The organism is Solemya velum gill symbiont, from assembly GCF_002020255.1.
GTDB lineage: Bacteria > Pseudomonadota > Gammaproteobacteria > Chromatiales > Chromatiaceae.
In genome coordinates this window covers 16,902-40,291 of sequence record NZ_MPQG01000004.1, presented here as the reverse complement: position 1 = coordinate 40,291, position 23,390 = coordinate 16,902, and the positions used below count along the sequence as shown (strand labels likewise).

Below are 23,390 nucleotides of genomic sequence, written 5' to 3'. Positions count from 1 at the left end.
CGAAAACTAGAGCAGAACGCGTTCGATACCATCTTTCTGCAGGCCATCAATAAAATTTGCCTGCCAGTTGTCTCCAAGCAGCTTGTTGGCCATTTCTATGACGATGTAATCAGCCTTGAGGCCGGTTTCATCCTGGTATTTTGCAAGGCCCTGCAAGCAGGCAGGACAGGAGGTGAGCAACTTGCTCTCCTCGGCATCTGTACGTTCCTTTCCTGTCAGACTCTTGACGCCTTTGAGAAGTTCCTCCGATTTACGGAAGCGTAACTGGCTGGCAATGTCCGGGCGGCTGACGCTAAGTGTGCCTGATTCGCCGCAGCAGCGATCCGACAGTTGCACTTCACTACCGGTGAGTTCGCTTGCGACCTTGAGTGAAGAGTGCTTCTTCATCGGGTTATGGCAGGGCTCATGATAGAGATACTTTCGACCTGTGGTGCCATTCAGCGTGATGCCCTTTTCTAGCAGGTACTCGTGAATATCCAGCAAACGGCAACCGGGGAAGATTCTCCCGAATTCATATTTCAGCAACTGGTCCATGCAGGTACCGCAAGAGACGACAACTGTCTTGATATCAAGATAGTTAAGAGTGTTAGCAATACGGTGAAAGAGCACGCGATTTTCTGTCGTGATGCGCTGCCCCTGTTCTGCAAGCCCTGCTGATGTCTGCGGGTAACCGCAGCAGATATAACCGGGAGGCAGAACAGTCTGTGCACCGGTTTTATGCAGCATGGCAATAGTTGCCAGTCCAATATCGGAAAAGAGACGTTCTGAACCGCATCCGGGAAAGTAGAAAACAGCATCACCATCTCCGTTCTGGTTCGGATCGGAAATGATGGGCACTTGTGTTTTGTCTTCCAGTCGCAGAGCTTCACGAAAGCCCTTTTTGGGCAGGTCAACACGGATCGGTCTGCGCACCAGTTCGATCACCTGTTCCGTGACTGATGCTTCCTCTGTTGTCGCCTTCGGTAATGGCGGTGTTTTGCTGATGACGCCGCTCAGGCGTGCCAGTGTGTGCCCGGCATTGAGTCCGCGAAAGCCCCACTTGCCCAGTGTTGCACGCAGAAAACGTACAGTGCCCGGGTTGGTGGTGTTGAGGAATGCCATCGCAGCCTTTGCTCCGGGGCTGGTGCGTTTCTGTCCGCGATTAACGAGGATTTTACGCATGCGCGTGGTGACTTCACCAAAATCGATATCGACCGGGCACGGATTGAGGCACTTATGACAGACGGTGCAGTGGTCTGCAACATCATTCATATCATCGAAGTGACGGGCAGAGAGACCACGGCGTGTCTGCTCCTCGTAGAGGAACGCCTCGATCATCAGTCCCGTTGCGAGAATCTTGTTGCGCGGCGAATAGAGCAGGTTAGCTCGCGGTACATGTGTCATGCACACGGGCTTACACTTACCGCAACGCAGGCAATGCCGGATATCGTCATTGAGTGCGCCGAGCTCACTCTCCTCGAGAATGATCGCCTCCTGCTGTACCAGTCGCAGTGACGGTGTATAGGCATCACCGAGGCCGGAGTCCGGCATCAGTTTGCCGCGGTTGAAGTTGCCGTCAGGATCGACATCCTGTTTATAGCTAACGAAGGCCGCCAGCTTGTCATCATCGAGGTACTGGATCTTGGTGAGACCGATACCGTGTTCACCGGAAATTGAACCATCAAGTGACAGCGCCAGTTCCATCACCTGGTCGACGATCTCGTCGGCTTCCTGCAGCATGCGATAGTTGTGTGAATGTACCGGGATGTTGGTGTGTACGTTACCGTCACCGGCGTGCATGTGCAGGGCTGCAAAGAGACGCTCGTCACGCAATTCAGCATGGATTTTTTCGAGGCGCTCCCGTACCGGCTGCATATCCTGTCCACGGAAAATCTCTCGTGTACGTTCAACCACCTCTTCGCGATAGCTGTGGCGCAGGTCGCCGCGCAGTAGCAGGTCGATGAGCTTGTTGCCCGGCTGTATACGTTCACGTTCATCCTCGGTCAGCAGGATTCGTGATGTATCCGCCAGTTGATCAAGAGAGGCGAGTATCTCTCCCCAGCGTTTGAGAGACTTTTCAACCATCTCGCGAGCGGCATCCTGTTTGGCTGTCAGAATTGCGGTGTTTTCTTCCGAATCCTCGTACGCCTCGATCCGCCACAGTTCCGGCATCTCGCTATTGAGGTAATTGAGTACAGCCTGCTTGATACGCAGCTTGTTGCGAATCGACTGCTCGATGTTGATGCGCTCGATACCAACGCTGTATTCAGCCAGGCGATCCAGCGGAATGACCACGTCCTCGTTGATCTTGAAAGCATTGGTGTGCTTGGAAATCGCTGCCGTGCGTGAACGGTCAAGCCAGAAACGGCGACGCGCTTCCGGGCTGACTGCGATGAAGCCCTCTGCGCTCCTCGCATTGGCAAGGCGAATAATTTCATCCGTTGCTTCTGAAACTGCATCTTCAGAATCAGACACCAGGTCGGCAATCAGGACCATCTTCGGACGTTCGCGCCTCGCCGCCTTGGTGGCGTAGCGCACTGCCTTGATGTAACGATGATCGAGGTGTTCGAGACCGGACATGGCAACTTCGGGCTGGCTGTCGATGTAATCCCTGATCTCGACAATTGCGGGAACTGCTCGTGACAGGTCATTGCCAAAAAACTCAAGGCAGACAGTGCGTACATGATCCGGCATGCGGTGCAGAATGAATCGTGCAGAGGTGATCAGGCCATCACAGCCCTCTTTCTGCACCCCGGGCAGGCCGCTGAGAAATTTGTCGGTGACATCCTTGCCCAGGCCGGCCTTGCGAAAGTCCTTTCCCGGGATATCGAGCTGTTTCTCGCGGGTGATCTCGTTACTTTTCGCATCGCGCCATGTGAGGCGGAAAGAGACAAGCTCCTGCTCATGGATTTTGCCAAGGTTGTGATTGATTCGTTCAACATCAAGCCACTCACCGGAGGGAGTGACCATGCTCCACGAGGCGAGGTTGTCCAGTGTTGTGCCCCACAGAACGGCCTTTTTCCCGCCTGCATTCATGGCGATATTGCCACCAATGGTGGAGGCATCCTGCGAGGTCGGGTCAACGGCAAAGGCGAGTCCGTTGGCAGTGGCAAGATCGGAAACTCGACGTGTGACAACCCCGGCACCGGTTCTGACCGTGGCAACTTCACTTTCCAGGCCAGGTAGCTGCTGCCATTCGACAGCGGAAAGCGCCTCCAGTTTTTCGGTGTTGATAATGACGGACTTGGCATCAAGAGGCACCGCGGAACCTGTGTAACCGGTGCCGCCTCCACGCGCAATAATGGTGAAACCGCTGTCGATACATGCACGTACGATCGCAGCAACCTCCTCTTCGGTATCGGGTGAGATCACAACAAAGGGCAGTTCGACACGCCAGTCGGTTGCATCGGTTGCATGGGAGACGCGTGCCAGACCGCCAAAATCGATGTTGTCCTTGCGTGTCAGTCCATTGAGAGCCTGGGTGAGGCGACTGCGCCATTCGCGGCTGTCATCAAGACAATTTGAGAACTTGTCAACTGCCTCGCGCGTGAGTTCCAGCAGTTTGAGTGCCTTTGCGTTACCGGATGCACGCTGATTGAACTGATCGAGCCTGTGATTGAGGGCACCGACCAGCGCCTGCCTGCGAGAGCGATTCTCCTGCATGTCATCCAGCAGGTAGGGATTGCGTGCAACAACCCACATATCCCCCAGTACTTCAAACAACATACGCGCGGAACGCCCCGTGCCGCGGGAGTCACGTAACTCCTGGTGCAGGTGCCAGCCCTCTTCGCCGAGATAACGCAGAAAAATCTCGCGATCGGAGAAGGAGGTGTAGTTGTAGGGGATCTCGCGTATGCGAGTGATTTCGCTCATGGTTCGGGGTCGTCGTGCAAAAAGCGATTTTAACGGATTTTGCACTGCAATGAACAGTAACAACCCACCAGTATTCGTGTATTTTCCCCTTTTCCCGGCTTTCGGATAGACTGACGCTGTTCTATTTATTCGGAGAAACATAATGAAGGCCGTTTTTCTTGATCTGAAAACACTCGACCAGGAGGATCTGGATCTGTCAGGACTTAAGTCTTTGGCTGATGATTGGGTGTTTCACGATTTGACGGCAGCTGAAGAGACAGCTGAACGTATCCGGGATGCTGAAATCGTCATTACCAACAAGGTGGTGATCGATGCAGCATTGATGGATGCGGCCGAACAACTCAAGCTGATCTGCGTGGCAGCAACAGGCACAAACAATGTTGATCTCGATGCTGCAAAAGGCAAGGGCATTATGGTCACCAATGTGACCGGTTATGGAACTCCATCGGTAGTACAACACGTCTTTGCAATGATTCTTGCGCTGAATACCAACCTGCTTGGTTACCATGAGCGTGTTCAGGCCGGAGCCTGGCAGAAGAGTAACAGCTTCTGCCTGTTCGATTACCCGATCACAGAGTTGACCGGCAAGCGTATGGGTATCATCGGATACGGAGAGCTGGGACAAGGTGTTGCTGCAGTTGCCGAGGCTTTTGGAATGCAATTGATGATCGCACAGCGACCCGGAAGCAGAGAGGCGCAGCAAGGTCGATACCTGATAGATGAAGTGTTGCAGCAGGCAGATGTGATTTCACTGCATGTGCCGCTGGCTGAAAATACAGCCAACCTGATAGGTGCGCGTGAACTGAAGATGATGAAAGCGGATGCGCTGCTGATCAATACGGCACGTGGTGGTATTGTTGATGAAGATGCGCTTGTGGTTGCACTCAAGTCAGGTGAAATCGGTGCTGCAGGTTTCGATGTGCTATCGGTTGAGCCGCCTAGAGAGGGAAATGTGTTGCTTGATAACCCGATGCCGAATCTCATCGTTACGCCGCATGTTGCATGGGCAAGCCAGCAGTCGAGACAGCGCTTGCTGAATTTTGTTGTCGAAAGTATCGATGATTATATTGCCAAATCTTCTGTCAGGCGGCGGCTGGTCTGAGTTTCACTAAAAATATGGCTTGAGGTGTTTCTCATAATGTTTCCAAACACCAATAGCCTTCTCAGGCATGGATGAATAATTGCTGTTCATGTACTCCATATATTCATTTTCATAAGGGAGGTCGCAGAATTCCAGTATGCGTTTAATCTCCATTTCAGGATCGCATAGCAGATCCTCAAAATTGACTGTGTGGATAGAGTCAGGGAATATTTTTTTCCAATGCGACATTATTTTGTGATGCGAATCATACTTTTCTGATATGTCAGGTATGTTGTAAGTGTATTGATAGGCATGCGATGCGAATTGTTTGGTAAAGATCTCAAAGATATTATCTTCTCGATTACGTGCAACGTGGATAATTTTTAAATTGGGAAGAGAGAGCAGGGCGATGCCGACATGTAAATCCAGGTTCGGAGCGGTTCCTATAACGCGCTTTGATATTTCGTGTAACTCTCGAATGGAAGTTGATGATTCCCGTCCTGTTTCCGTCACCTGGTTGCCATCAAGGTCTTGAATGGCAGATACGGAAGTATAATTATTCAGCTGGGGCATCCTCTTTTCAATAGTTGAAGAGAGGATGCCTGCCGCGGATTCTCCTGTTTTGGCTGTGTTGGAACTGAGGCCAATGATATTTTCGAGCATGGTTTTTCCGGTTCGAGGAAGACCGATGATCAAAATTGACTGATCTTCTGTATATCCGGATCCGGAGACCTGGTGTCTCAGTTCAGGCTTGAAGTTCATAAGAAGGGTTTCAACCTTTTGAGAAAGGCCTGCAAGGTCATGTTCGGACTCAAGAGCACATAGTTTGTTGGCTTTTTCAAAATGCTGGTAAGAGATGTCGTAGTCTTCAAGGTTTTGATAAATGTAACCAAGACCAAAATGAAGTAATGATTTGTCAGAATCAGGTAAATCTTCTTTCTGTAACAGTCTTTCCAGAACCGCCGCGTTGGAATCCACCTCTGTGTATTTCGTTTGCATGGCTAAAGCATGCTGTGCAAGGACGTTTTCAGGATTTAGTCGGATACTTTTCTGGAAGTTCTTGACGGCTTCATGATAATTGCCTTTCGCATCCTGAATAACGCCAGATTCTGCATAACAGTCTGAATCATTAGGGTATTTTGATATTGCGGACTGTATCGATTTTTCAGCATCTTCAAGTTTTTCGAGTCGTCTGAGAGATGTTGATTTCCCTAGTAATGCTTCTCGGTAATCAGGATTTAGTGCTAAAGACTTGTTATAGCTGGTTAGTGCGGTATCAAATTTGTATAGAGCCATATTGGCCATGCCCAGTTGGCACCATGCCTCAGCGAAATCGGGCTTTACCCGAATGGCTTGTTTGAAGACGTTAATTGCGAGTTCGTCTTGACCGGATGCTCGCAATGCTATGCCCTTGTAAAACAGGATCTCCGGATGATTTGGCTGTATGGAGAGCGCTTTATCCAGGGCCGACAGAGCCTTTTCATAGCTTTTCAGAGAGCCAAAATTGATTCCTTTTCTAAGCCATGCTTCAGGATTGTCAGGAGTGATCGCGAGGACTTTATCAAAGCAGTCAATGGCATCCTGGTAACGCTGTAACCTTTCCAGGGTAATACCTTTTGCAAACCATACCTGGGGGTTATTTGAAACAATGGTTGTTGTTTTCTCAAAGCATACCAGGGCTTCCTTCAGTCGATGCATTTCAGACAGAAGATTGCCCTTGTTGAACCAAAGAGCAGGTTCATTCGGAGCCAGTCGCAGTGCCTTGTCGAAAGACTTCAGTGCTTGATTATGCCGTCCTGCCATTGCATGTTTTATGCCTTTGGCCATCAATTCCTGTGGATTTGGGTTGCTCATATAGATAGACCTGAAAAGGGGGTTAAGCAGTGCGGAGAAATGATTTTAGATTATTTCTTTTTCTCATTAAAGACTCGGCGTCCACCTGAACGTTTGCTTTTCTTTCCTGTTCTGATGCGGTGGTGCAGATCTTTTTTCTGTCCGTGTATTTTCGGTGCACGCTTTTCACCCGGTTGCCAGGATGGCACCAGGTGGCGTTTGCCATTTCCGATGAGATCTGCGCGCCCCATCTGTTTAAGCGCATCACGCAGCAGCGGCCAGTTGGCAGGGTCGTGATAACGCAGGAACGCCTTGTGCAGGCGACGTTGTTTGATGCCCTTGACGGTCGCAACCTGTTCACTCCTGCGAGTGACTTTTTTCAGCGGGTTCAGGCCCGTGTGGTACATGGCAGATGCAATCGCCATCGGCGTCGGCAGGAATGCCTGTACCTGGTCGGGGCGGAAGTTATTGCGTTTCAGCCACATAGCAAGGTTCAGCATGTCTTCATCGGAGGTGCCCGGGTGAGCCGAGATGAAGTAGGGGATCAGGTATTGCTCCTTGCCGGCAGCCTTTGAATACTTGTCGAACAGCTGCTTGAACCTGTCATAAGTACCGATACCCGGCTTCATCATTTTCGACAGTGGACCACTCTCGGTATGTTCGGGGGCGATCTTCAGGTAACCGCCGACATGATGTGTTACCAGTTCACGGATATATTCCGGATCGCGAACAGCGATGTCGTAACGCAGGCCGGAGGCAATAAATACTCGCTTGATGCCGGGCAGTTCTCGCGCGCGGCGATAGAGTTGCGTCAAAGGTGCATGATTGGTTCCGAGGTTCTTGCAGATATCCGGATAGACGCACGAGAGACGTCGACAGGAGGCCTCGATTTTTTCATCCTTGCACTTGAGACGGTACATGTTGGCCGTCGGTCCGCCAAGATCCGAGATGTTGCCGGTAAACCCGGGAACCGTGTCGCGAATGGTTTCGACCTCGCGAATGATTGAATCCTCTGAGCGGCTCTGGATGATGCGTCCCTCGTGTTCGGTGATCGAACAGAAGGTGCAGCCGCCAAAACAGCCGCGCATGATATTGACCGAAAAACGGATCATTTCCCATGCAGGATTACGAGCATCTCCATAGGCGGGATGTGGTCTGCGCGTGTAGGGGAATTCGAACAGCTGATCCATTTCACTTGTTGTCAGCGGTATGGGTGGCGGATTGAGCCAGACATCTCGCTTGCCGTGCCTCTGTACCATGGCGCGTGCATTACCGGGATTGGTTTCCAGGTGAAAGACACGCGAGGCGTGTGCATAGAGTCGCTTGTCGTGAGACACCTGGTCATAGGAGGGCAGCCGAATAACGGTTGTATTTCGGTCAAGTTTTGAGGGCCGCTCATAGAAATGAACAACCTTGGCGGCACCGGCATTTTCGCTCTTGCAGTCTGCTTCTGCAGTGGTATCAGTGTATGGATGAGGATCACGATGATGCGCTGATCCTGGCTCATCGATCTCGGTCGAGTCGATCACGGTCCAGCCCTCGGCAATACCCTGTTGCATATAAGCGGTACCGCGGATATCCCTGATTTCACGAATATTCTCGCCCGCAGCAAGGCGATGTGCCAGTTCTACAATGGCGCGTTCGGCGTTACCGAACAGCAGCATGTCGGCCTTTGAATCTGGCAATACGGAGCGCCTGACTTTCTCGGACCAGTAGTCATACTGAGCAATGCGTCGCAGGCTTGCCTCGATGCCGCCAATGACCACTGGGGTGCCTTTGAACGCCTCGCGTGCACGTTGTGAATAGACAGTGACCGCACGGTCGGGACGTTTTCCACCAGCACCATCCGGTGTGTAGGCATCATCCGAACGCGACTTGCGGTCCGAGGTGTAGTGATTCACCATCGAATCCATGTTGCCGGCCGTGATACCAAAGAAGAGATTCGGTTGGCCGAGTTCACGGAATGCATCAGCCGAACGCCAGTCCGGCTGCGAGATGATGCCGACACGAAACCCCTGTGATTCAAGCAGGCGCCCGATAATCGCCATACCAAAGCTGGGGTGATCGACATAAGCATCACCTGTTACGATGATGATGTCACACGAGTCCCAGCCGAGCATATCCATCTCCTCGCGGGACATCGGCAGCATGGGTGCGGGCCCGAACTTGTGAGCCCAGTGCTTGCGATAGGAGAAAATGTCAGGATTCGTTTGCATTGTCTGTCAGGGTATGGACGGAGCGGGGATTTTACCCGTCATTGCCTTTCAGCATTGATTTTTCTATTTTTTTAATTCGCGCTTTCAGTTTTTCCTTCGGCATTTCAACAATATTGACAATCTCCTCTTCACTCCAGTAAGGCGACAGGCGTGTCAGGAAATCGAGTTCAACCCGGCTCGGGACATAGGCGCGACGGATAGCAACACGGGTAATATTATTGTCAAACAGGTGTTTGAGCGGACGCATCGAGAATCGCTTGGCATCTTCATCCGAAAAGGCCATTTCGGCTATTACGCCGATACCAATACCATTGTTCACATAGGCTTTGATTGTGTCGGAGTCATTTGCTGCAATGACAATGTCCGGTACCAGGCCGGCTTTTTCGAATGCGCTGTCCATCAGTTTGCGCCCTGTCATACTGGTGACATAGGTGACCATCGGATAGCTGGCAAGGTCTTCAAGTGTGATTTCATCAATTGATTCAAGCGGATGCCCCTTCGGAATCAGCAGTAACCGGTTCCAACTATAGGCGGGCAGAGCAATCAGATCCGGATGCTTGCTGACTGATTCGGTTGCAATACCGATATTTGCAACGCCGGAAGCGACCATTTCAGCAACCTGTATCGGCATACTCTGGTGCAGGTTGAAGCGCAGTTCGGGATAGTCATGACGGATTTCGCTGATGACATCGGGCAGCAGGTAGTTGGATTGTGTGTGTGTCGTCGAAATTGAGAGTGTGCCGCCGCGCGGATTGCGCTCCTCTCGCGCAATGCGTTCAAGCGCCTCGAACTGAGCAACCACGACCTGTGCATGATGCAGGGTGCGCTTGCCTGCATTTGTGAGGCCGATCAGTTTTCTGCCTCGGCGCTCAAACAGGGGCGTGCCAAGCGCCTCCTCAAGGTTCTGCAAGTGGCGGCTGACTGCTGGCTGTGAGGTGAATAGTGCTGCTGCAGCACGGCTCACGTTCAGCTCTTCAGAGCAGACCTTGGCAAAACAGGCAAGTTGTTGCTGGTTCATGACTCTTATGCACTTTCTGCATAGCTTTATCCGAAGTCATTATTTTACATTATATTGCACGCTTGACTAGTATTGCCTCAACGATGATTCATATTACGAGGATACCGGGATGGGCATAACACAACTTCAGCAGGTCACGGCTTTCGTAGCGGTCGAAGTGGATGATGAGGGGTTTCTCAAGGATTTTGATTCCTGGAGCGAATCATTTGCCGATGCAATTGCACTTGACCATGGTCTCACGCTGGATTATGAAAAGCTCCAACTGATCGGGCGTATGCGTGAAGCATATTTGCGCAACGGCAGTATTATCAGCCTGCGGAAAATGTGCCGCGAAAACGAAATTGACAAGAAGCGTATTCAAAACCTGTTTGGCAGCTGCCTGCTGTTGTGGCGTTTGGCCGGTTTGCCCTATCCGGGTGAAGAGGCGAGGTCCTACCTCTCCTGATTAACGACCGGGTGTGGCATCCGGACCTGATAGATTTCCACTTTTGAGTATTTCAGGGAGTGCTGCGCAAGCAGCACTCCCTTTTTCTTTTTGTGATCATCAATCTGAGCCAATGGCTTAACAATTATTGTCTTGAAAAGTATTGCTGGCAAGAGTTCGTAAAACCCTGCACCATAGAACTGACATATAGTTGTTAAGGCAGTTCAGCTATAGACAATATTCCAGATCCTGTTTTTTTCCTGGCTGAGACGAACAGACAGATACAAGGATCCTGAGGGGACAATGGCACAACTCCAGCTCGCTGATATTCTTACATTCCCCGTTGTCACTGTGACGCCGGACCGACCTGTGCATGATGCCTTGTCTCTGATGCGTGAACGTATGATCAGCTCCCTTGTGGTTGTTGACGGAGATCGGCCTGTCGGTATCTTTACCGAGCGAGACGCCGTACTGCTGACCTATCGTCATCTGAATGCCGAAAACATCCTTGTTGGCGAGGTGATGAGCAAGCCTCCCCTCACTGCTCTGCCAGGCGTTGATTACCATCAAGGCTATGGCCTGATCACCGCACAGCAGGTCCGTCATCTCATCATCGTGAATCAACAGGGTGAGCTGGCAGGCATTGTCAGCGAAGGTGATTTTCTGAAACATCTGAGCACCGATTTCCTGGTGCGTTTCAAGGAAGTCGGTGCGGTGATGGTTGAGAACGTTGTTACCTTCCCCGGAGATGCCACGGTGGATGATGCGGTCTGTTTGATGAGGCGTGAAAACATCTCTTGCATCGTGGTCGAAGAGCAGGCGCAGCCACTGGGTATCTTCACGGAGCGGGACCTGGTGCGGCTTGCAGCAATACCTGGGCAGACGTTTGACATTCCGCTGGTTGAGGTCATGACCCGTCCGGTCTGCAGGGTAACTGTCGATACTGCTTTAAATGATGCCATACAGGAGATGGATACAAGGTGTATCCGGCGTCTGGTCGTGGTTGATGCCAAGGGATGTATCGTGGGACTGGTGACGCGCCACGATATCGTCAAGCAGCTCTACAACCGCCACGTAGAACACTTGCAGGAGACCCTGGATCTGCGCGAGAGTGAGCTCACAGAGGTGCGAGCCGAACTCAAGGTGGAGCGTGAACTGAGACGCACCGAGGAGCGCCTGGCAGAGTCCCAGCGGTTAACCCGTATTGGCAGTTGAGAACTGAAGTATGAAACGGGCGAACTCTGGTGGTCAGATGAGACTTTCAATATCTTCGAGGTCGATCCCCGGCAGTTCGAATCCACGTACGAGGCCTTTCTCAACGAGTTGCATCCTGATGATCGACACCTGGTTAACCAGGCGTACACAGAATCAGTAGCTAACCATACCCCATACGATATCGTTCATCCTCTGCATTTCAAGGATGGCAGGGTCAAATATGTCAACGAGCGCTGCGAGACCTTCTATGACGATGCGGGCAAGCCTCTGCGCTCCGTCGGAACCGTACAGGACATCACCGAGCGCGAGCAGGCGCAACAACTGTTGAGCGAAAGTCAGGCACGTTACCAGAGCTACTTTATCCACGCGAATAACGCGATTCTCATTTTCGATCCGGAAGGTGACCTTATTCTGGACGCCAACCCCAAGGCCTGCGAGCTGCTGGAATACGGACATGATGAGTTACTGCACACTTCTGTATCCAGCTTTCATCCCGATGAAATGGAGGCTTTGGAGGTGTTTGTAAAAGCCGTTTTCAGTGAAGGGAATGCGGTCACCGAGGAGCTGACTTGCCTGACCAAAAGCCGTCAACGAATTTCAGCCATTATTACTGGAGCTGTTATACCTTATGAGGGGAACACGGCGGTGTTGGCTGTGGTGCAGGACGTTAGTGATCGTGTCCGGCTTGAGGAGAGTCTTGCTCACTCAGAGTTGATGTATCGCCAACTCTTCGAGCGTACCGGCACCGGTATGACAGTGGTCGAGGCCGATGGCACCTTCTCCCTGGTCAACCAGGATTTCGCCAAACTGGCCGATAGTGTTGTAGAAGATATCATCGGTCGTTCCTATCTCGATTTTGTGGATGAGCAGGATCGAGCCCGTATAAAGTCGTACCACGACAGCCGTTTGCTGGGTGAGGAAGCGCCACTTTCATATGAATTCAGGTTTTCCACGGCGGCAGGCCGGACTGGATGGACGCTGCTGAATATTGCATTCATCTCGGAAACCGGGCAAACGCTGGCATCTGTCATAGATGTCACCGAAACCAAGCAGGCGCATGAACGTCTGCGCCTGGCAGCCAGTGTCTTCGATAACACGGCCGAGGGAATCGTTGTGACGGATACCGATGGCAATATTATTGAGGTCAACAAGGCCTTCACGGAAATCATGGGCTATTCGCGTGAGGAAGTTCTCGGTCGAAATCCGCGCATATGGCAGTCCGGGCGTCATGACATAAATTTCTACCGAAATATGTGGAAAGCACTAATCGCTACCGGGAGTTGGCGAGGTGAAATCTGGAACAGGCGCAAGGATGGTGATGTTTATCCCGGGTGGCAGAATATCAACGGTGTTTTTGACGAGGACGGGAAGCTGACCCAGTATGTGTCGGTGGTCTCCGATATCAGCCAGATCAAACAGTCACAGGAAAAACTTGACCACCTGGCACACCACGATGCACTCACCGGCCTGCCCAATCGCCTGCTGTTGAGCGAACGCCTGAAACAGGCTATTCGGCATGCTGATCGTACAGGAACTGACCTGGCGTTATTCTTTCTCGATCTGGACCATTTCAAACATATCAATGATAGCCTGGGGCATCCACTAGGGGATCAGTTATTGCAGGATGTGGCGGAGAAATTGACTCAGTCGCTACGCCGGGAAGATACCGTGGCCCGTGTCGGCGGTGATGAATTCGTGCTATTGCTGGGAAGTGTGAGCAGGCCTGAAGACATTGCCAACATGGCAGAAAAACTCTTGAAGGCTTTCAGGGCCCCCGTTTTGCTGAACGGCCATGAACTCAGTATCGGAGCGAGCCTGGGTATCTCCCTGTACCCTCAGGATGGCAAGAGTGCGGATGAATTGTTACACAATGCCGATGCTGCGATGTACCGTGCCAAGGAAGAGGGGCGTAACAACTACCAGTTTTATACTGAAGCATTGACCCACAAAGCGTTCGAACGCGTTCTGATGGAAAACAACTTGCGCCAGGCGTTGGAAAAAGAGGAGTTTATTCTTCACTATCAACCCCAGCTCGACCTGCATACTGGCAAGATCGTGGGCGCAGAGGCACTGATTCGCTGGCAACAACCGCAGCTTGGCCTGATTTCTCCTTCAAGATTTATTCCCATTGCCGAGGATTCCGGTCTCATCATGCCCATCGGTGAATGGGTGCTGCAAGAGGCGTGTTCTCAGGCCAAAAAGTGGTTAGACAAGGGTATCGACATAGGCCGGATAGCAGTCAACGTGGCCGGGCCACAACTCCAGCGCGGCAGGCTCGTTGAAGTGGTACAAGATGTACTTGCCAAATGTGGTCTGCCGGCCTCACGATTGGAGATCGAGGTGACAGAAAGCCTGCTTATGCAGAAAACTGAATCTGCGATTAAACAATTGGATGAGTTGCGTCAGCTCGGTATCGTGTTGGCGATTGATGATTTTGGTACTGGCTACTCCTCGCTCAGTTATTTGAAGCAACTGCCCATTCACAAGCTCAAGATCGATCGATCCTTTGTGCACGACATCCCGGGTGACCCTGATGACATGGCGATTGCTGATGCAGTTATCGCCTTGGGAAAAAGTCTTGGCTTAACAGTTATTGCCGAGGGTGTAGAGACACTGGAGCAGGCTGAATTTTTGCGCGGTGCAGGATGCCAGGAAGTGCAGGGCTATTTATACAGCCAGCCAGTCACGGCGGAACAGTTTGAGCAGCTGATTTCCTTACATGAACTAAAATAGTGGCAATCTCCCTATAGCTTTTCTTCAAGCAACGGACGCATGGCGTGCAGCATGTTTGCAAACAGGTGCTTGTTTTCACCCTCAAGCTGCGCCAGCAGCTGTTTCATCGACTCCCTCTGTGTTGGCATTGAAAAGCATGCCGGACAGGAGTCCGGGATGACAGGCAGTTTTGCACTATTGGCAAAATCAGCCATCTGGTTTTCACGCGCATAGGCGAGTGGACGGATGATGCGCACATCTCCCTCCCTGTTGGTGTAATTCGCCTTCATGGTACGCAGTTGACCGCCGTGAAATATTGACATCAGCAGGCTTTCTGCAAGGTCATCAAGGTGCTGTGCCAGCGCCAGCACGTTATAGCCTTCTTTGCGACAGGTCGAGTACATGATTCCGCGCTTCATACGTGAGCAGTAGGCGCAGAAAGAGTCGCCATCCATGTTCTGTTTTGCCTGCTCCATGATCGGCTGTTCAGCGTAGTGCCAGGGCACACCGATGCGGGTGTAATATTCAGTCAGTGAGTGTGGGTCAAAGCCTTCGACTTCCGGATCGACCGTCAGTACCCCAAGATCAAATTTAACCGGTGCATAGCTTTGCAGGTGGCCAAGGATGTGTAGCAGCGAGAGCGAATCCTTACCGCCGGAGACACCCAGCAGGATTCTGTCGCCGTCGCGGATCATGTCATAATCGGCTATCGCACGGCCGACCTTGCGCAACGGGGATTTTGGAGGTTTGAGGTAACTTGTCATATTGCTGTGCTATGGTATCTGTGATTGCCATAAAATGAAATCAGTGTCGCTTGGAACGGTAGTTTCAACCGCAAATAATCGCTGCTTTGTTCCAGAAAGTCATCATCAATAGGAGAGACAGGAAAAATGGGTATGGAAATGGAGATGTTTACTGTTGTCACCGTCGTACTTGCCTTCGTTATCGTCATGCTTGGCGCGAAGCGAGTGCCGCAGGGATCTGAGTACACGGTTGAAAGGCTGGGGAAGTACACCCGCACGCTCAAGCCCGGTTTTCATGTCATTATTCCGATCATCGATGGCATTGGTGCCAAGATGAACATGATGGAACAGGTACTGGATGTGCCGTCGCAGGAGGTAATCACGCGCGATAACGCAATGGTCACAGCTGACGGCGTGGTTTTTTTCCAGGTGATGGATGCTGCCAGTGCCGCCTACAAGGTTAACGATATGTACCGCGCCATCCTGCAGATGGCAATGACCAATATTAGAACGGTACTTGGCTCGATGGATCTTGACGAGTTGCTCTCCAATCGTGATGCGATCAACTCACGCCTACTGTCGGTTGTCGATGAGGCGGCCGGAACATGGGGCATCAAGATTACGCGTATCGAGATCAAGGATATCAATCCACCGCAAGACCTGGTCGAGGCGATGGGTCGCCAGATGAAAGCCGAGCGTGAAAAACGTGCCAACATTCTCGATGCCGAGGGTTTTCGCCAGGCGGAAATTCTGCGTGCAGAAGGTGAAAAGCAGTCGCAGATACTGCATGCAGAGGGTGAGCGTGAAGCAGCCTTCCGTGAGGCCGAGGGTCGCGAGCGCCTGGCGCAGGCTGAAGCGAAGGCGACCGAGGTGGTCTCAGACGCGATCTCGAAAGGTGATGTCAATGCGATCAATTACTTCATCGCCCAGAAATATACCGAGGCATTGCAGACCATAGGAACGGCCGAGAACCAGAAACTGATCATGATTCCACTCGAAGCCTCGAGCCTGATAGGTTCAATTGGCGGCATCGCCGAAGTGGCCAAAACTGCACTTGCTGAGAAAAAGGAAGCCTGATGATGGAAGGATTGTTCGATTCCATGAACTGGTGGCACTGGCTTATCGTTGCCGTGCTGTTTCTGATAATGGAGATATTCTCACCCGCAGCCTTCTTTATGTGGTTGGGCTTCGCGGCAGCAATCACAGCACTGGCTGCGCTCGCGATCGAAATGAGCTGGGAGATGGAGTTCTTGCTGTTCGCGGTGCTGAGTGTCGCTTCGATTCTTATCGGTCGTAGCTGGTTCAAGCGTCACCCGATCGAGAGCGAGCAGCCTGCACTGAATGAGCGCGGTGTCGAGTTGGTCGGGAAAATGGCTGTTGTTGAGACCCCGATCGTCAACGGTACCGGGCGTATTCACCTTGGTGAAACCACATGGAAAGTGACCGGGCCTGATGCGGCTACCGGTCAGAAGGTTCGTATCATTGGATCACAAGGCTCGACACTAAAGGTCGAATTGATCGACTGAACAGGAAGATAGAATATGACACATGACCAGTGGCTGATCAGCGCTGTTCTGCTCCTGTTGTTCATCATGTTTGCCTGGGGGCGCTGGAGGCATGACCTGGTTGCCATGTCCGCACTGGTCTTTTCAACGCTTCTTGGGCTGGTACCTGTTGAGCAGGCATTCTCCGGATTTGGTCACCCGGCGGTGATAACAGTTGCTGCCGTGCTGATCATCAGTCATGCACTCAAGCGTGCCGGTGTTGTAGACCTGATTACCGGCGGTCTTGCTCCGCTGACAAAACATCCGATGTTGCATATTGCATCCCTGACTCTGGTGGTGACGGTGGCATCGGCATTCATGAATAATGTTGGTGCGCTGGCACTGATGCTGCCTGTTGCAATTGCAACAGCGAAACAGCAAGGACGTTCACCGGCAATGCTCCTGATGCCGTTAGCCTTCGGCAGCATCCTCGGTGGTATGACAACCCTGATCGGTACGCCGCCGAATATTATTATCGCTACAATGCGTTCCGACCTGACTGGCGAGGCGGCTTTCAAACTGTTCGACTTTGCGTGGGTAGGATTGCCCGTGGCAGTTGCCGGCTTTCTTTTTGTCATCATTATCGGCTGGCGACTGTTGCCCAGGGAGAGACTCGAAAAAAATATTCCCGATCAGCTGTTTGATGTGGGTGATTACCTGACTGAACTCGAGATACTTCCCGAGTCGCCGCTGATAGGGCGTTACCTGCGGCCGGTCATGCTCGAAGAGGGATGGGATATCCAGTTGGTCGGTCTGCTAGGTAAGGCGCAGGGCGTGCAACCTATGCCACCGGGTTTTCGTTTTCAGGAAGGAGATGTCCTGATTGCTTCAGGAAAAGCGAAGGATCTGCAGCCGGTACTGGATAGTTACGGACTGCAGCTGAGGGCAGCATCGGCAAGTGATGTTGAACATATTGATCCCCAGGAACTCGAATTTTTCGAGGGTATCGTATCGGCCCAGTCAAAACTGGTGAATCGTAATGTCAGGTTTCTGCGCAGGGAGAGTGGTGACAATCTTTCGCTGGTCGGGCTTTCTCGACATGGTGAAAACTTGCGCAAGCGCCTGCGTCACATCCGCTTCAGGATAGGTGACGTTCTGTTGCTGCAGGGGCGGCGTGACGAAATGGATGAGCAGTTGCAGCGCCTCTCTCTGTTGCCGCTTGCGCCAAGGGATATCTCACTGGGGCAACGCAGAAATGCCAGCTTGTCGCTAATAATTTTTATTGTCGCTATCTGTCTTGGTCTGTTCGAGCTGATGCCGCTGTACCTCGCCTTTCTGCTCGCTATATTCGGCTATATTGTGATTGGCATGCTACCGGTGCATCAACTCTATGATGAAGTCGACTGGCCAGTGATTGTCCTGCTGGGTGCCATGATTCCTGTCGGCAAGTCACTTGAAACCACCGGTATGACAGAACTGGTTGCAAGCAACCTGACTGGTTGGTCTGAAGGAATGGCGCTTTACTGGATAATTGCGCTGGTACTGGTGGTGACAATGTTCATGTCCGATATCATCAATAATGCGGCTACGGCACTGGTAATGGCACCAATTGCGGTCGGTATCAGCCAGCAACTGGGTGTTTCTGCCGACGGCTTTTTGATGGCAGTGGCGGTGGGCGCATCCTGCGCTTTTTTGACCCCGATCGGGCATCAGTCAAATACCCTTGTCATGGGCCCTGGCGGTTACAAGTTCAGCGATTACTGGCGTATGGGTTTGCCGCTCGAGGTGATAATCGTAGCCGTGGCGGTGCCGTTGATTATGATGGTGTGGTTTTAATAAAAAAGTATAAAGCCTGACTTATTACAAAAAAGGAGAATGAGGATGAAGCGACTGATTACAGTGATGACGCTTTTGTTGGCAATGCCGGTTCAGGCAGAAGTTCAAACAAAGACGGTGGAATACGAACATGATGGGGAAAAACTGACCGGTCACCTCTACTGGGATGATGCAAAGAAGGGCAATGGTCCTGGCGTCATGGTGATACACGCCTGGTGGGGTCTGAACGATTATGCAAAAACAAGAGCACGTATGCTGGCAGAGGCGGGATATGTTGCTTTTGCGGCTGATATGTACGGTACCGGAAAAGTTACTGATAAACCAGCCCAGGCGAAAGAGTGGATGTTGGAAGTGACTGCAGATGTCGATGGATGGCAGGAGCGTGCAGCGCTTGGACTTGAGCAGCTCAAGAAGAGTGGCCTGGTTGATCCGCAGCGAATGGCTGCCATCGGCTATTGCTTTGGCGGTGGTACGATCTTACAAATGGCCTATTCAGGCACGGAAGCGAAAGCTGTAGTCGGTTATCATGCCTCGCTTCCTGCGGCACCGGAATCGGTCAAGGGTAAGATTGGTACGAAAGTCATGATGTTTCATGGCCACGGTGATAAGTTCGTCGCCCCCGAGGTTGTCAGCAATTTTCAGAACAAGCTGGAAGAGGCAGATGCGGACTGGGAAATGGTGATCTTTGGTGGTGACGTCAGGCACTCATTTACCAATCCGGATGCTGCTAAATATGGTATTGAGAACCTGAAGTATGATGCAGATGCGGATGCCGCATCCTGGCAGCGTACCCTTGAATTATTTAAACAGACTTTATAAACCGGTAGGAGAAAAAACTAATGTCAGAGCAGGCGCGTTTCACGCTGACGCTTGAACACCTTGAGGATTACGAGTTCAAGGTGAAGTTCGATAAAAAAGCACTCGACGACATGATTGTCGATGAGCCACCTCCTTTGGGCATGCTGGCCGGTCCCAATCCCTCACGCCTGCTGGCTGTCTCGGCAGCCAACTGTTTGAGCGCGAGCCTCCTTCATTGTATTAATCGCGGTGAACCATTGCCCGGCAGTGTGACTACCGAGGTGACGGCAACGATAGTACGCAATGAAAAGAAGCGTCTTCGCATTGGTGGCATGAGTATCAAGCTGAAAATGTCGGAGGATCTCTCCAATGCAGCAAAGGCGAAGCGTTGCCTCGCACTGTTCGAGGATTTCTGCGTGGTCACAGACTCGATTCGGCAGGGTATCCCGATCACGGTCGAAGTTGAGAACAGTGAAGGTGAGGTGGTCTACCAGAATGAAGATGAAGCCTGAAGCAGATCTGCAGCAACGTTTCCTGTTTGACACTATGGGTGTCAGGGGTGAGTTGGTACGGCTTGATAGCAGTTTCAAGGCACTGCTTGAGAACCATGATTATCCGCGGGAAATCAAGGCGCAGCTGGGTGAGGCACTGTCAGCAGCTGCGCTGCTTGCATCTACCATCAAGCTTGACGGCGCCTTGATCATGCAGGTTGAAGGTGATGGCCCGATGCGAACACTGATTGCCCAGGCAAACAGTGATAATACTGTCCGCGGTTTGGCACATTATGATGACAGCTTTGAAACCGCTGCCGGTTTTTCTGAGCTTGTCGGCCAGGGACGCATGGTGATCACTATTGATGCACAGGGTAGTGAGCGTTACCAGGGCATAGTTGAACTTAAAGGCGATTCAATTGCAGAGACATTGAAAACCTATTTCACTCAATCAGAGCAGTTGCCAACACAGCTATGGTTGACGAGTATCGATGGTATGGCTGCAGGTCTGTTGCTGAATATGGGCAAGGAGGAGGTGGAAAGCCTGCTCGAAGAGATGGATGTTGTTGAGACACACTGTGATTTCTGTATGGCAAAATACAATTTTGATGCAGTTGATGTTGCTGCGCTTTTCAGTGATGCCATGCCTGCGGAGAAGGGCCAGTAACAAATCGAGTTTGTGTGTTGCATTCCATAAACCGTCATCCCGGTCTTTACTTGGTGAAGAACCGGGATCTGATGTACTGTTCGGATCCCCGCGTGCGCGGGGATGACGAATAAATTCAGGTGGAACCTGATCCCATTAGGGTAATTAATTCCCGGTGTCTATAACAGTCAGTCGTATGGTCATTGACCATGCCAATCGACTGCATAAATGCATAACAGATAGTTGGGCCGACAAAGCGGCAGCCGTAACTTTTCAGTGCCTTGCTGAGCTGTACGGACAGCTCTGTCTGTGCCGGTATATCTGAAACGGTTTTCCACTTGTTGTGTTGTGTTTCGCCATTTACAAAACTCCACAAGAAGGCATCGAGTGAGCCGTGCTCCTGGCGGATTTTCTGTACTGCACGTGCATTGTCGATGGTAGAACTGATCTTCAGGCGGTTACGCACAATACCGGCATCGCCCATCAGGCTCTCGAACTTGCTGTCGTCATAAGCGGAGACTTTATCGATATCGAAATTATCGAAAGCCAGCTTGTAATTTTCCCGCTTGCGTAAAATGGTGATCCAGCTGAGCCCTGCCTGCGCCCCCTCGAGGGTCAGCATTTCGAAGAGCTTCCTGTCATTGTGTACGGGCACGCCCCAGTCGCTATCGTGATAAGCGACATAGAGAGGATCATCACCGCACCATGTACAACGCCGGGTAAGATCAGTCGTCCGTTTTTTGCTCATAAGCCTCGATTACCTTTTGCACCAGCTTGTGACGCACTACGTCATGTGAGTTGAAAAAGGTGAAGCTGATGCCATCGATATCTGCAAGTACATCAATCGCCTCACGCAGTCCTGATCGTTTGCCTGTCGGCAGGTCAACCTGGGTTATGTCACCAGTAATGACTGCGGTGGATCCGAAACCGATTCGTGTGAGAAACATTTTCATCTGCTCGGTGGTGGTGTTCTGTGCCTCGTCGAGAATGATGAAGGATTCATTGAGTGTACGCCCGCGCATGTAGGCCAGGGGTGCGACCTCGATAACATTGCGTTCAATCAACTTGTGTACGCGTTCAAATCCGAGCATTTCATACAGGGCATCGTAAAGCGGACGCAGGTAGGGGTCGATTTTCTGGCTCAAATCTCCGGGTAAAAAGCCGAGCTTCTCACCCGCTTCGACAGCCGGACGTACAAGCAGAATACGGCGTGCGGTCTGGCGTTCGAGTGCATCCACGGCACAGGCAACAGCGAGAAAAGTTTTACCTGTTCCTGCCGGTCCGATACCGAAGTTGATGTCGTGCGTCACGACCTTGTGGAGGTATTCTTTCTGGTTAGGGCCGCGTCCACGCACCATGCCGCGGCGGGTTTTTATCACGACCTCCTGCGGTTCATGTGCAGGCTTTTTGACGAGTAACTCTTCTATACCGGCCTGTTGCAGGGCAAGGTGGGTGCGCTCTGCATCCAGGGCTTCATTTGCGGTATCACGGTAGAGTTCAGTGATCAGCTCTTCAGCTGCATTGACCGCACTGTCCGGACCAACCAGGCTGAAATCATGGCCGCGATTATTGATCTCTATGCCGAGCTGGCGCTCGATCTGGTGCAGGTGTTCCTCGAGCGGACCACAGAGATTTGATAGACGCTCGTTATCCTGTGGCTCGAGTGCCAGTTGCAGTGTTGTTGGGTGGTCATTCATTGCTTGTCTGCCATCTCGCCGCGTAGCGAGTTGGGAAAGGCCTCCGTAATACGTACATCGACGAATTGTCCGATCAGTTCTTGTGATCCCTTGAAGTTGACCACGCGATTATTCTCGGTACGCCCGGAAATTTCGTCCGGATCCTTGCGCGCAGGGCGGTCGACAAGTACACGCTGTGTGGTGCCGACCATCTGCCTGCTAAAGCGTTGCGCATTACTGTTGATCGCCTGCTGCAAGCGTTGCAGGCGTGCCTGCTTGGCTTCCATGGGCACGTCGTCGGTATAGTCAGCGGCAGGCGTACCGGGGCGCTGGCTGTAGATAAAACTGAAAGAGTGGTCGAAGTCGATCTCCTCGATCAGTTTCATTGTCTGTTCGAAATCGGTATCGGTTTCACCGGGGAAACCGATGATGAAGTCGGACGACATGCTCATATCGGGGCGGAGTTCACGTAGACGGCGAATTTTCTGCTTGTATTCAAACGCGGTATGGCCGCGTTTCATGCGCATAAGAATCTGGTCCGAACCACTCTGAACAGGCAGGTGAAGATGACTGACCAGTTCGGGTACATCTGCATAGACATCGACCAGCGAATCACTGAACTCGACAGGATGCGAGGTGGTGAAGCGGATGCGATCAATACCATCAATTGCAGCAACATAGCGGATCAGCAGTGCAAGATCTGCGATCTCATCGTCATGCATCTTGCCTCGGTAGGCATTCACGTTCTGTCCCAACAGGTTGACTTCACGTACTCCCTGGTCAGCAAGTTGTGCGACTTCAGCGAGTACATCATCAAAGGGTCGGCTGATCTCTTCTCCGCGTGTGTAGGGTACAACACAAAAGGTACAGTACTTGGAGCAGCCCTCCATGATGGAGACAAACGCTGTGGGTCCCTCGGCACGCGGCTCGGGAAGGCGGTCGAACTTCTCGATTTCAGGGAAGCTGACATCAACCTGGTGCCCACCTTCACTCCTGATGCTGTCCAGCATCATCGGCAGGCGATGCAGGGTCTGGGGTCCGAAGACGAGGTCTACAAAGGGCGCGCGTTTGGTTATGGCATCGCCTTCCTGGCTCGCAACACAACCACCAACACCAATAACGAGATCAGGATTTTTCTGTTTCAGTGGACGCCAGCGACCAAGCTGGTGGAACACCTTTTCCTGCGCCTTTTCGCGCACTGAGCAGGTGTTCAGCAGTAGCACGTCAGCTTCTTCAGGAGTGTCTGTCAGTTCCAGGTTGTGTGACTCACGCAGGACATCGAACATTTTGTCCGAGTCATACTCGTTCATCTGGCAACCGAAGGTCTGGATGTAAATTTTACCGCTCATGTAAGTTCATGTTTTA

Annotated in this window: 18 protein-coding genes; 10 read left to right on the top strand and 8 right to left on the bottom strand. The window is 51.8% G+C overall.

Features of this window, described 5'->3' with window-relative positions:
• Nucleotides 1-6: 6 nt before the first annotated feature.
• Nucleotides 7-3,852: a DUF3683 domain-containing protein gene (locus tag BOW06_RS04645; RefSeq protein WP_078459630.1), complete on the bottom strand. Its 3,846-nt coding sequence runs from the start codon at nucleotides 3,850-3,852 to the stop codon at nucleotides 7-9.
• A gap of 142 nt (nucleotides 3,853-3,994) precedes the next feature.
• Here BOW06_RS04645 and BOW06_RS04640 point away from each other — a divergent pair, with 142 nt between their 5' ends.
• Nucleotides 3,995-4,954 (top strand): 2-hydroxyacid dehydrogenase, encoded by a 960-nt coding sequence (locus tag BOW06_RS04640; protein ID WP_078459629.1) that lies wholly within the window; start codon nucleotides 3,995-3,997, stop codon nucleotides 4,952-4,954.
• A gap of 6 nt (nucleotides 4,955-4,960) precedes the next feature.
• Here BOW06_RS04640 and BOW06_RS04635 read toward each other — a convergent pair whose 3' ends face one another.
• From BOW06_RS04635 to BOW06_RS04625, 3 genes are read right to left on the bottom strand one after another with little or no spacing between them, the layout of a single operon-like run.
• Nucleotides 4,961-6,787, bottom strand: a complete 1,827-nt coding sequence (locus BOW06_RS04635) for a tetratricopeptide repeat-containing sulfotransferase family protein (RefSeq protein ID WP_078454151.1) — start codon at nucleotides 6,785-6,787, stop codon at nucleotides 4,961-4,963.
• A 50-nt stretch (nucleotides 6,788-6,837) separates the two neighbouring features.
• Nucleotides 6,838-8,982, bottom strand: a complete 2,145-nt coding sequence (locus BOW06_RS04630) for a YgiQ family radical SAM protein (protein WP_078459628.1) — start codon at nucleotides 8,980-8,982, stop codon at nucleotides 6,838-6,840.
• A 31-nt stretch (nucleotides 8,983-9,013) separates the two neighbouring features.
• Nucleotides 9,014-10,000, bottom strand: a complete 987-nt coding sequence (locus BOW06_RS04625) for a LysR substrate-binding domain-containing protein (protein ID WP_052132061.1) — start codon at nucleotides 9,998-10,000, stop codon at nucleotides 9,014-9,016.
• 109 nt (nucleotides 10,001-10,109) lie between these two features.
• Here BOW06_RS04625 and BOW06_RS04620 point away from each other — a divergent pair, with 109 nt between their 5' ends.
• The 3 genes from BOW06_RS04620 (at nucleotide 10,110) to BOW06_RS04610 (ending at nucleotide 14,372) form a co-directional block, all read left to right on the top strand.
• Nucleotides 10,110-10,445: a TusE/DsrC/DsvC family sulfur relay protein gene (locus BOW06_RS04620; RefSeq protein WP_043116373.1), complete on the top strand. Its 336-nt coding sequence runs from the start codon at nucleotides 10,110-10,112 to the stop codon at nucleotides 10,443-10,445.
• 282 nt (nucleotides 10,446-10,727) lie between these two features.
• Nucleotides 10,728-11,639 (top strand): CBS domain-containing protein, encoded by a 912-nt coding sequence (locus BOW06_RS04615; RefSeq protein ID WP_078459689.1) that lies wholly within the window; start codon nucleotides 10,728-10,730, stop codon nucleotides 11,637-11,639.
• A gap of 3 nt (nucleotides 11,640-11,642) precedes the next feature.
• Nucleotides 11,643-14,372, top strand: coding sequence for an EAL domain-containing protein (locus BOW06_RS04610; RefSeq protein WP_256857960.1), 2,730 nt, complete (start codon nucleotides 11,643-11,645; stop codon nucleotides 14,370-14,372).
• Between the two features lie 11 nt (nucleotides 14,373-14,383).
• Here the strand turns inward: BOW06_RS04610 and BOW06_RS04605 are convergent, their stop codons facing one another.
• The gene (locus BOW06_RS04605) at nucleotides 14,384-15,115 is read right to left on the bottom strand and encodes a PP-loop family protein (protein ID WP_078461354.1); all 732 of its coding nucleotides are present in this window, start codon (nucleotides 15,113-15,115) and stop codon (nucleotides 14,384-14,386) included.
• Nucleotides 15,116-15,253: 138 nt separating this feature from the next.
• Here BOW06_RS04605 and BOW06_RS04600 point away from each other — a divergent pair, with 138 nt between their 5' ends.
• From BOW06_RS04600 to hslO, 6 genes are read left to right on the top strand one after another with little or no spacing between them, the layout of a single operon-like run.
• Nucleotides 15,254-16,171 (top strand): SPFH domain-containing protein, encoded by a 918-nt coding sequence (locus tag BOW06_RS04600; protein ID WP_043116779.1) that lies wholly within the window; start codon nucleotides 15,254-15,256, stop codon nucleotides 16,169-16,171.
• Complete coding sequence (locus BOW06_RS04595; RefSeq protein ID WP_043116377.1) at nucleotides 16,171-16,620, top strand: NfeD family protein; 450 nt, start codon at nucleotides 16,171-16,173, stop codon at nucleotides 16,618-16,620. Before BOW06_RS04600 ends, BOW06_RS04595 begins: the two co-directional genes overlap by 1 nt.
• Before the next feature lie 15 nt (nucleotides 16,621-16,635).
• Complete coding sequence (locus tag BOW06_RS04590; RefSeq protein WP_078459686.1) at nucleotides 16,636-18,414, top strand: SLC13 family permease; 1,779 nt, start codon at nucleotides 16,636-16,638, stop codon at nucleotides 18,412-18,414.
• 45 nt (nucleotides 18,415-18,459) lie between these two features.
• The gene (locus BOW06_RS04585) at nucleotides 18,460-19,233 is read left to right on the top strand and encodes a dienelactone hydrolase family protein (protein ID WP_043116380.1); all 774 of its coding nucleotides are present in this window, start codon (nucleotides 18,460-18,462) and stop codon (nucleotides 19,231-19,233) included.
• Between the two features lie 20 nt (nucleotides 19,234-19,253).
• Nucleotides 19,254-19,724 (top strand): OsmC family protein, encoded by a 471-nt coding sequence (locus BOW06_RS04580; RefSeq protein WP_043116382.1) that lies wholly within the window; start codon nucleotides 19,254-19,256, stop codon nucleotides 19,722-19,724.
• A complete protein-coding gene (hslO, locus tag BOW06_RS04575; RefSeq protein WP_230209584.1) occupies nucleotides 19,708-20,370 on the top strand; it encodes an Hsp33 family molecular chaperone HslO in 663 nt (220 codons plus the stop codon). Before BOW06_RS04580 ends, hslO begins: the two co-directional genes overlap by 17 nt.
• Nucleotides 20,371-20,485: 115 nt before the next feature.
• On the opposite strand, the gene BOW06_RS04570 is transcribed toward hslO, so the two are convergent.
• Genes BOW06_RS04570 through miaB form a run of 3 tightly spaced genes read right to left on the bottom strand, consistent with a single transcriptional unit; the run spans nucleotide 20,486 to nucleotide 23,374 of the window.
• On the bottom strand, nucleotides 20,486-21,097 hold the full coding sequence (locus BOW06_RS04570; RefSeq protein ID WP_043116385.1) for a DNA-3-methyladenine glycosylase I: 612 nt from the start codon (nucleotides 21,095-21,097) through the stop codon (nucleotides 20,486-20,488).
• Nucleotides 21,075-22,046 (bottom strand): PhoH family protein, encoded by a 972-nt coding sequence (locus BOW06_RS04565; protein WP_078459685.1) that lies wholly within the window; start codon nucleotides 22,044-22,046, stop codon nucleotides 21,075-21,077. Before BOW06_RS04565 ends, BOW06_RS04570 begins: the two co-directional genes overlap by 23 nt.
• Nucleotides 22,043-23,374 carry a tRNA (N6-isopentenyl adenosine(37)-C2)-methylthiotransferase MiaB gene (gene miaB / locus BOW06_RS04560; RefSeq protein ID WP_043116389.1) on the bottom strand — a complete coding sequence of 444 codons (1,332 nt, stop codon included), beginning with the start codon at nucleotides 23,372-23,374 and terminating at the stop codon, nucleotides 22,043-22,045. The genes BOW06_RS04565 and miaB overlap by 4 nt, the downstream gene beginning before the upstream one ends.
• Nucleotides 23,375-23,390 lie beyond the last annotated feature (16 nt).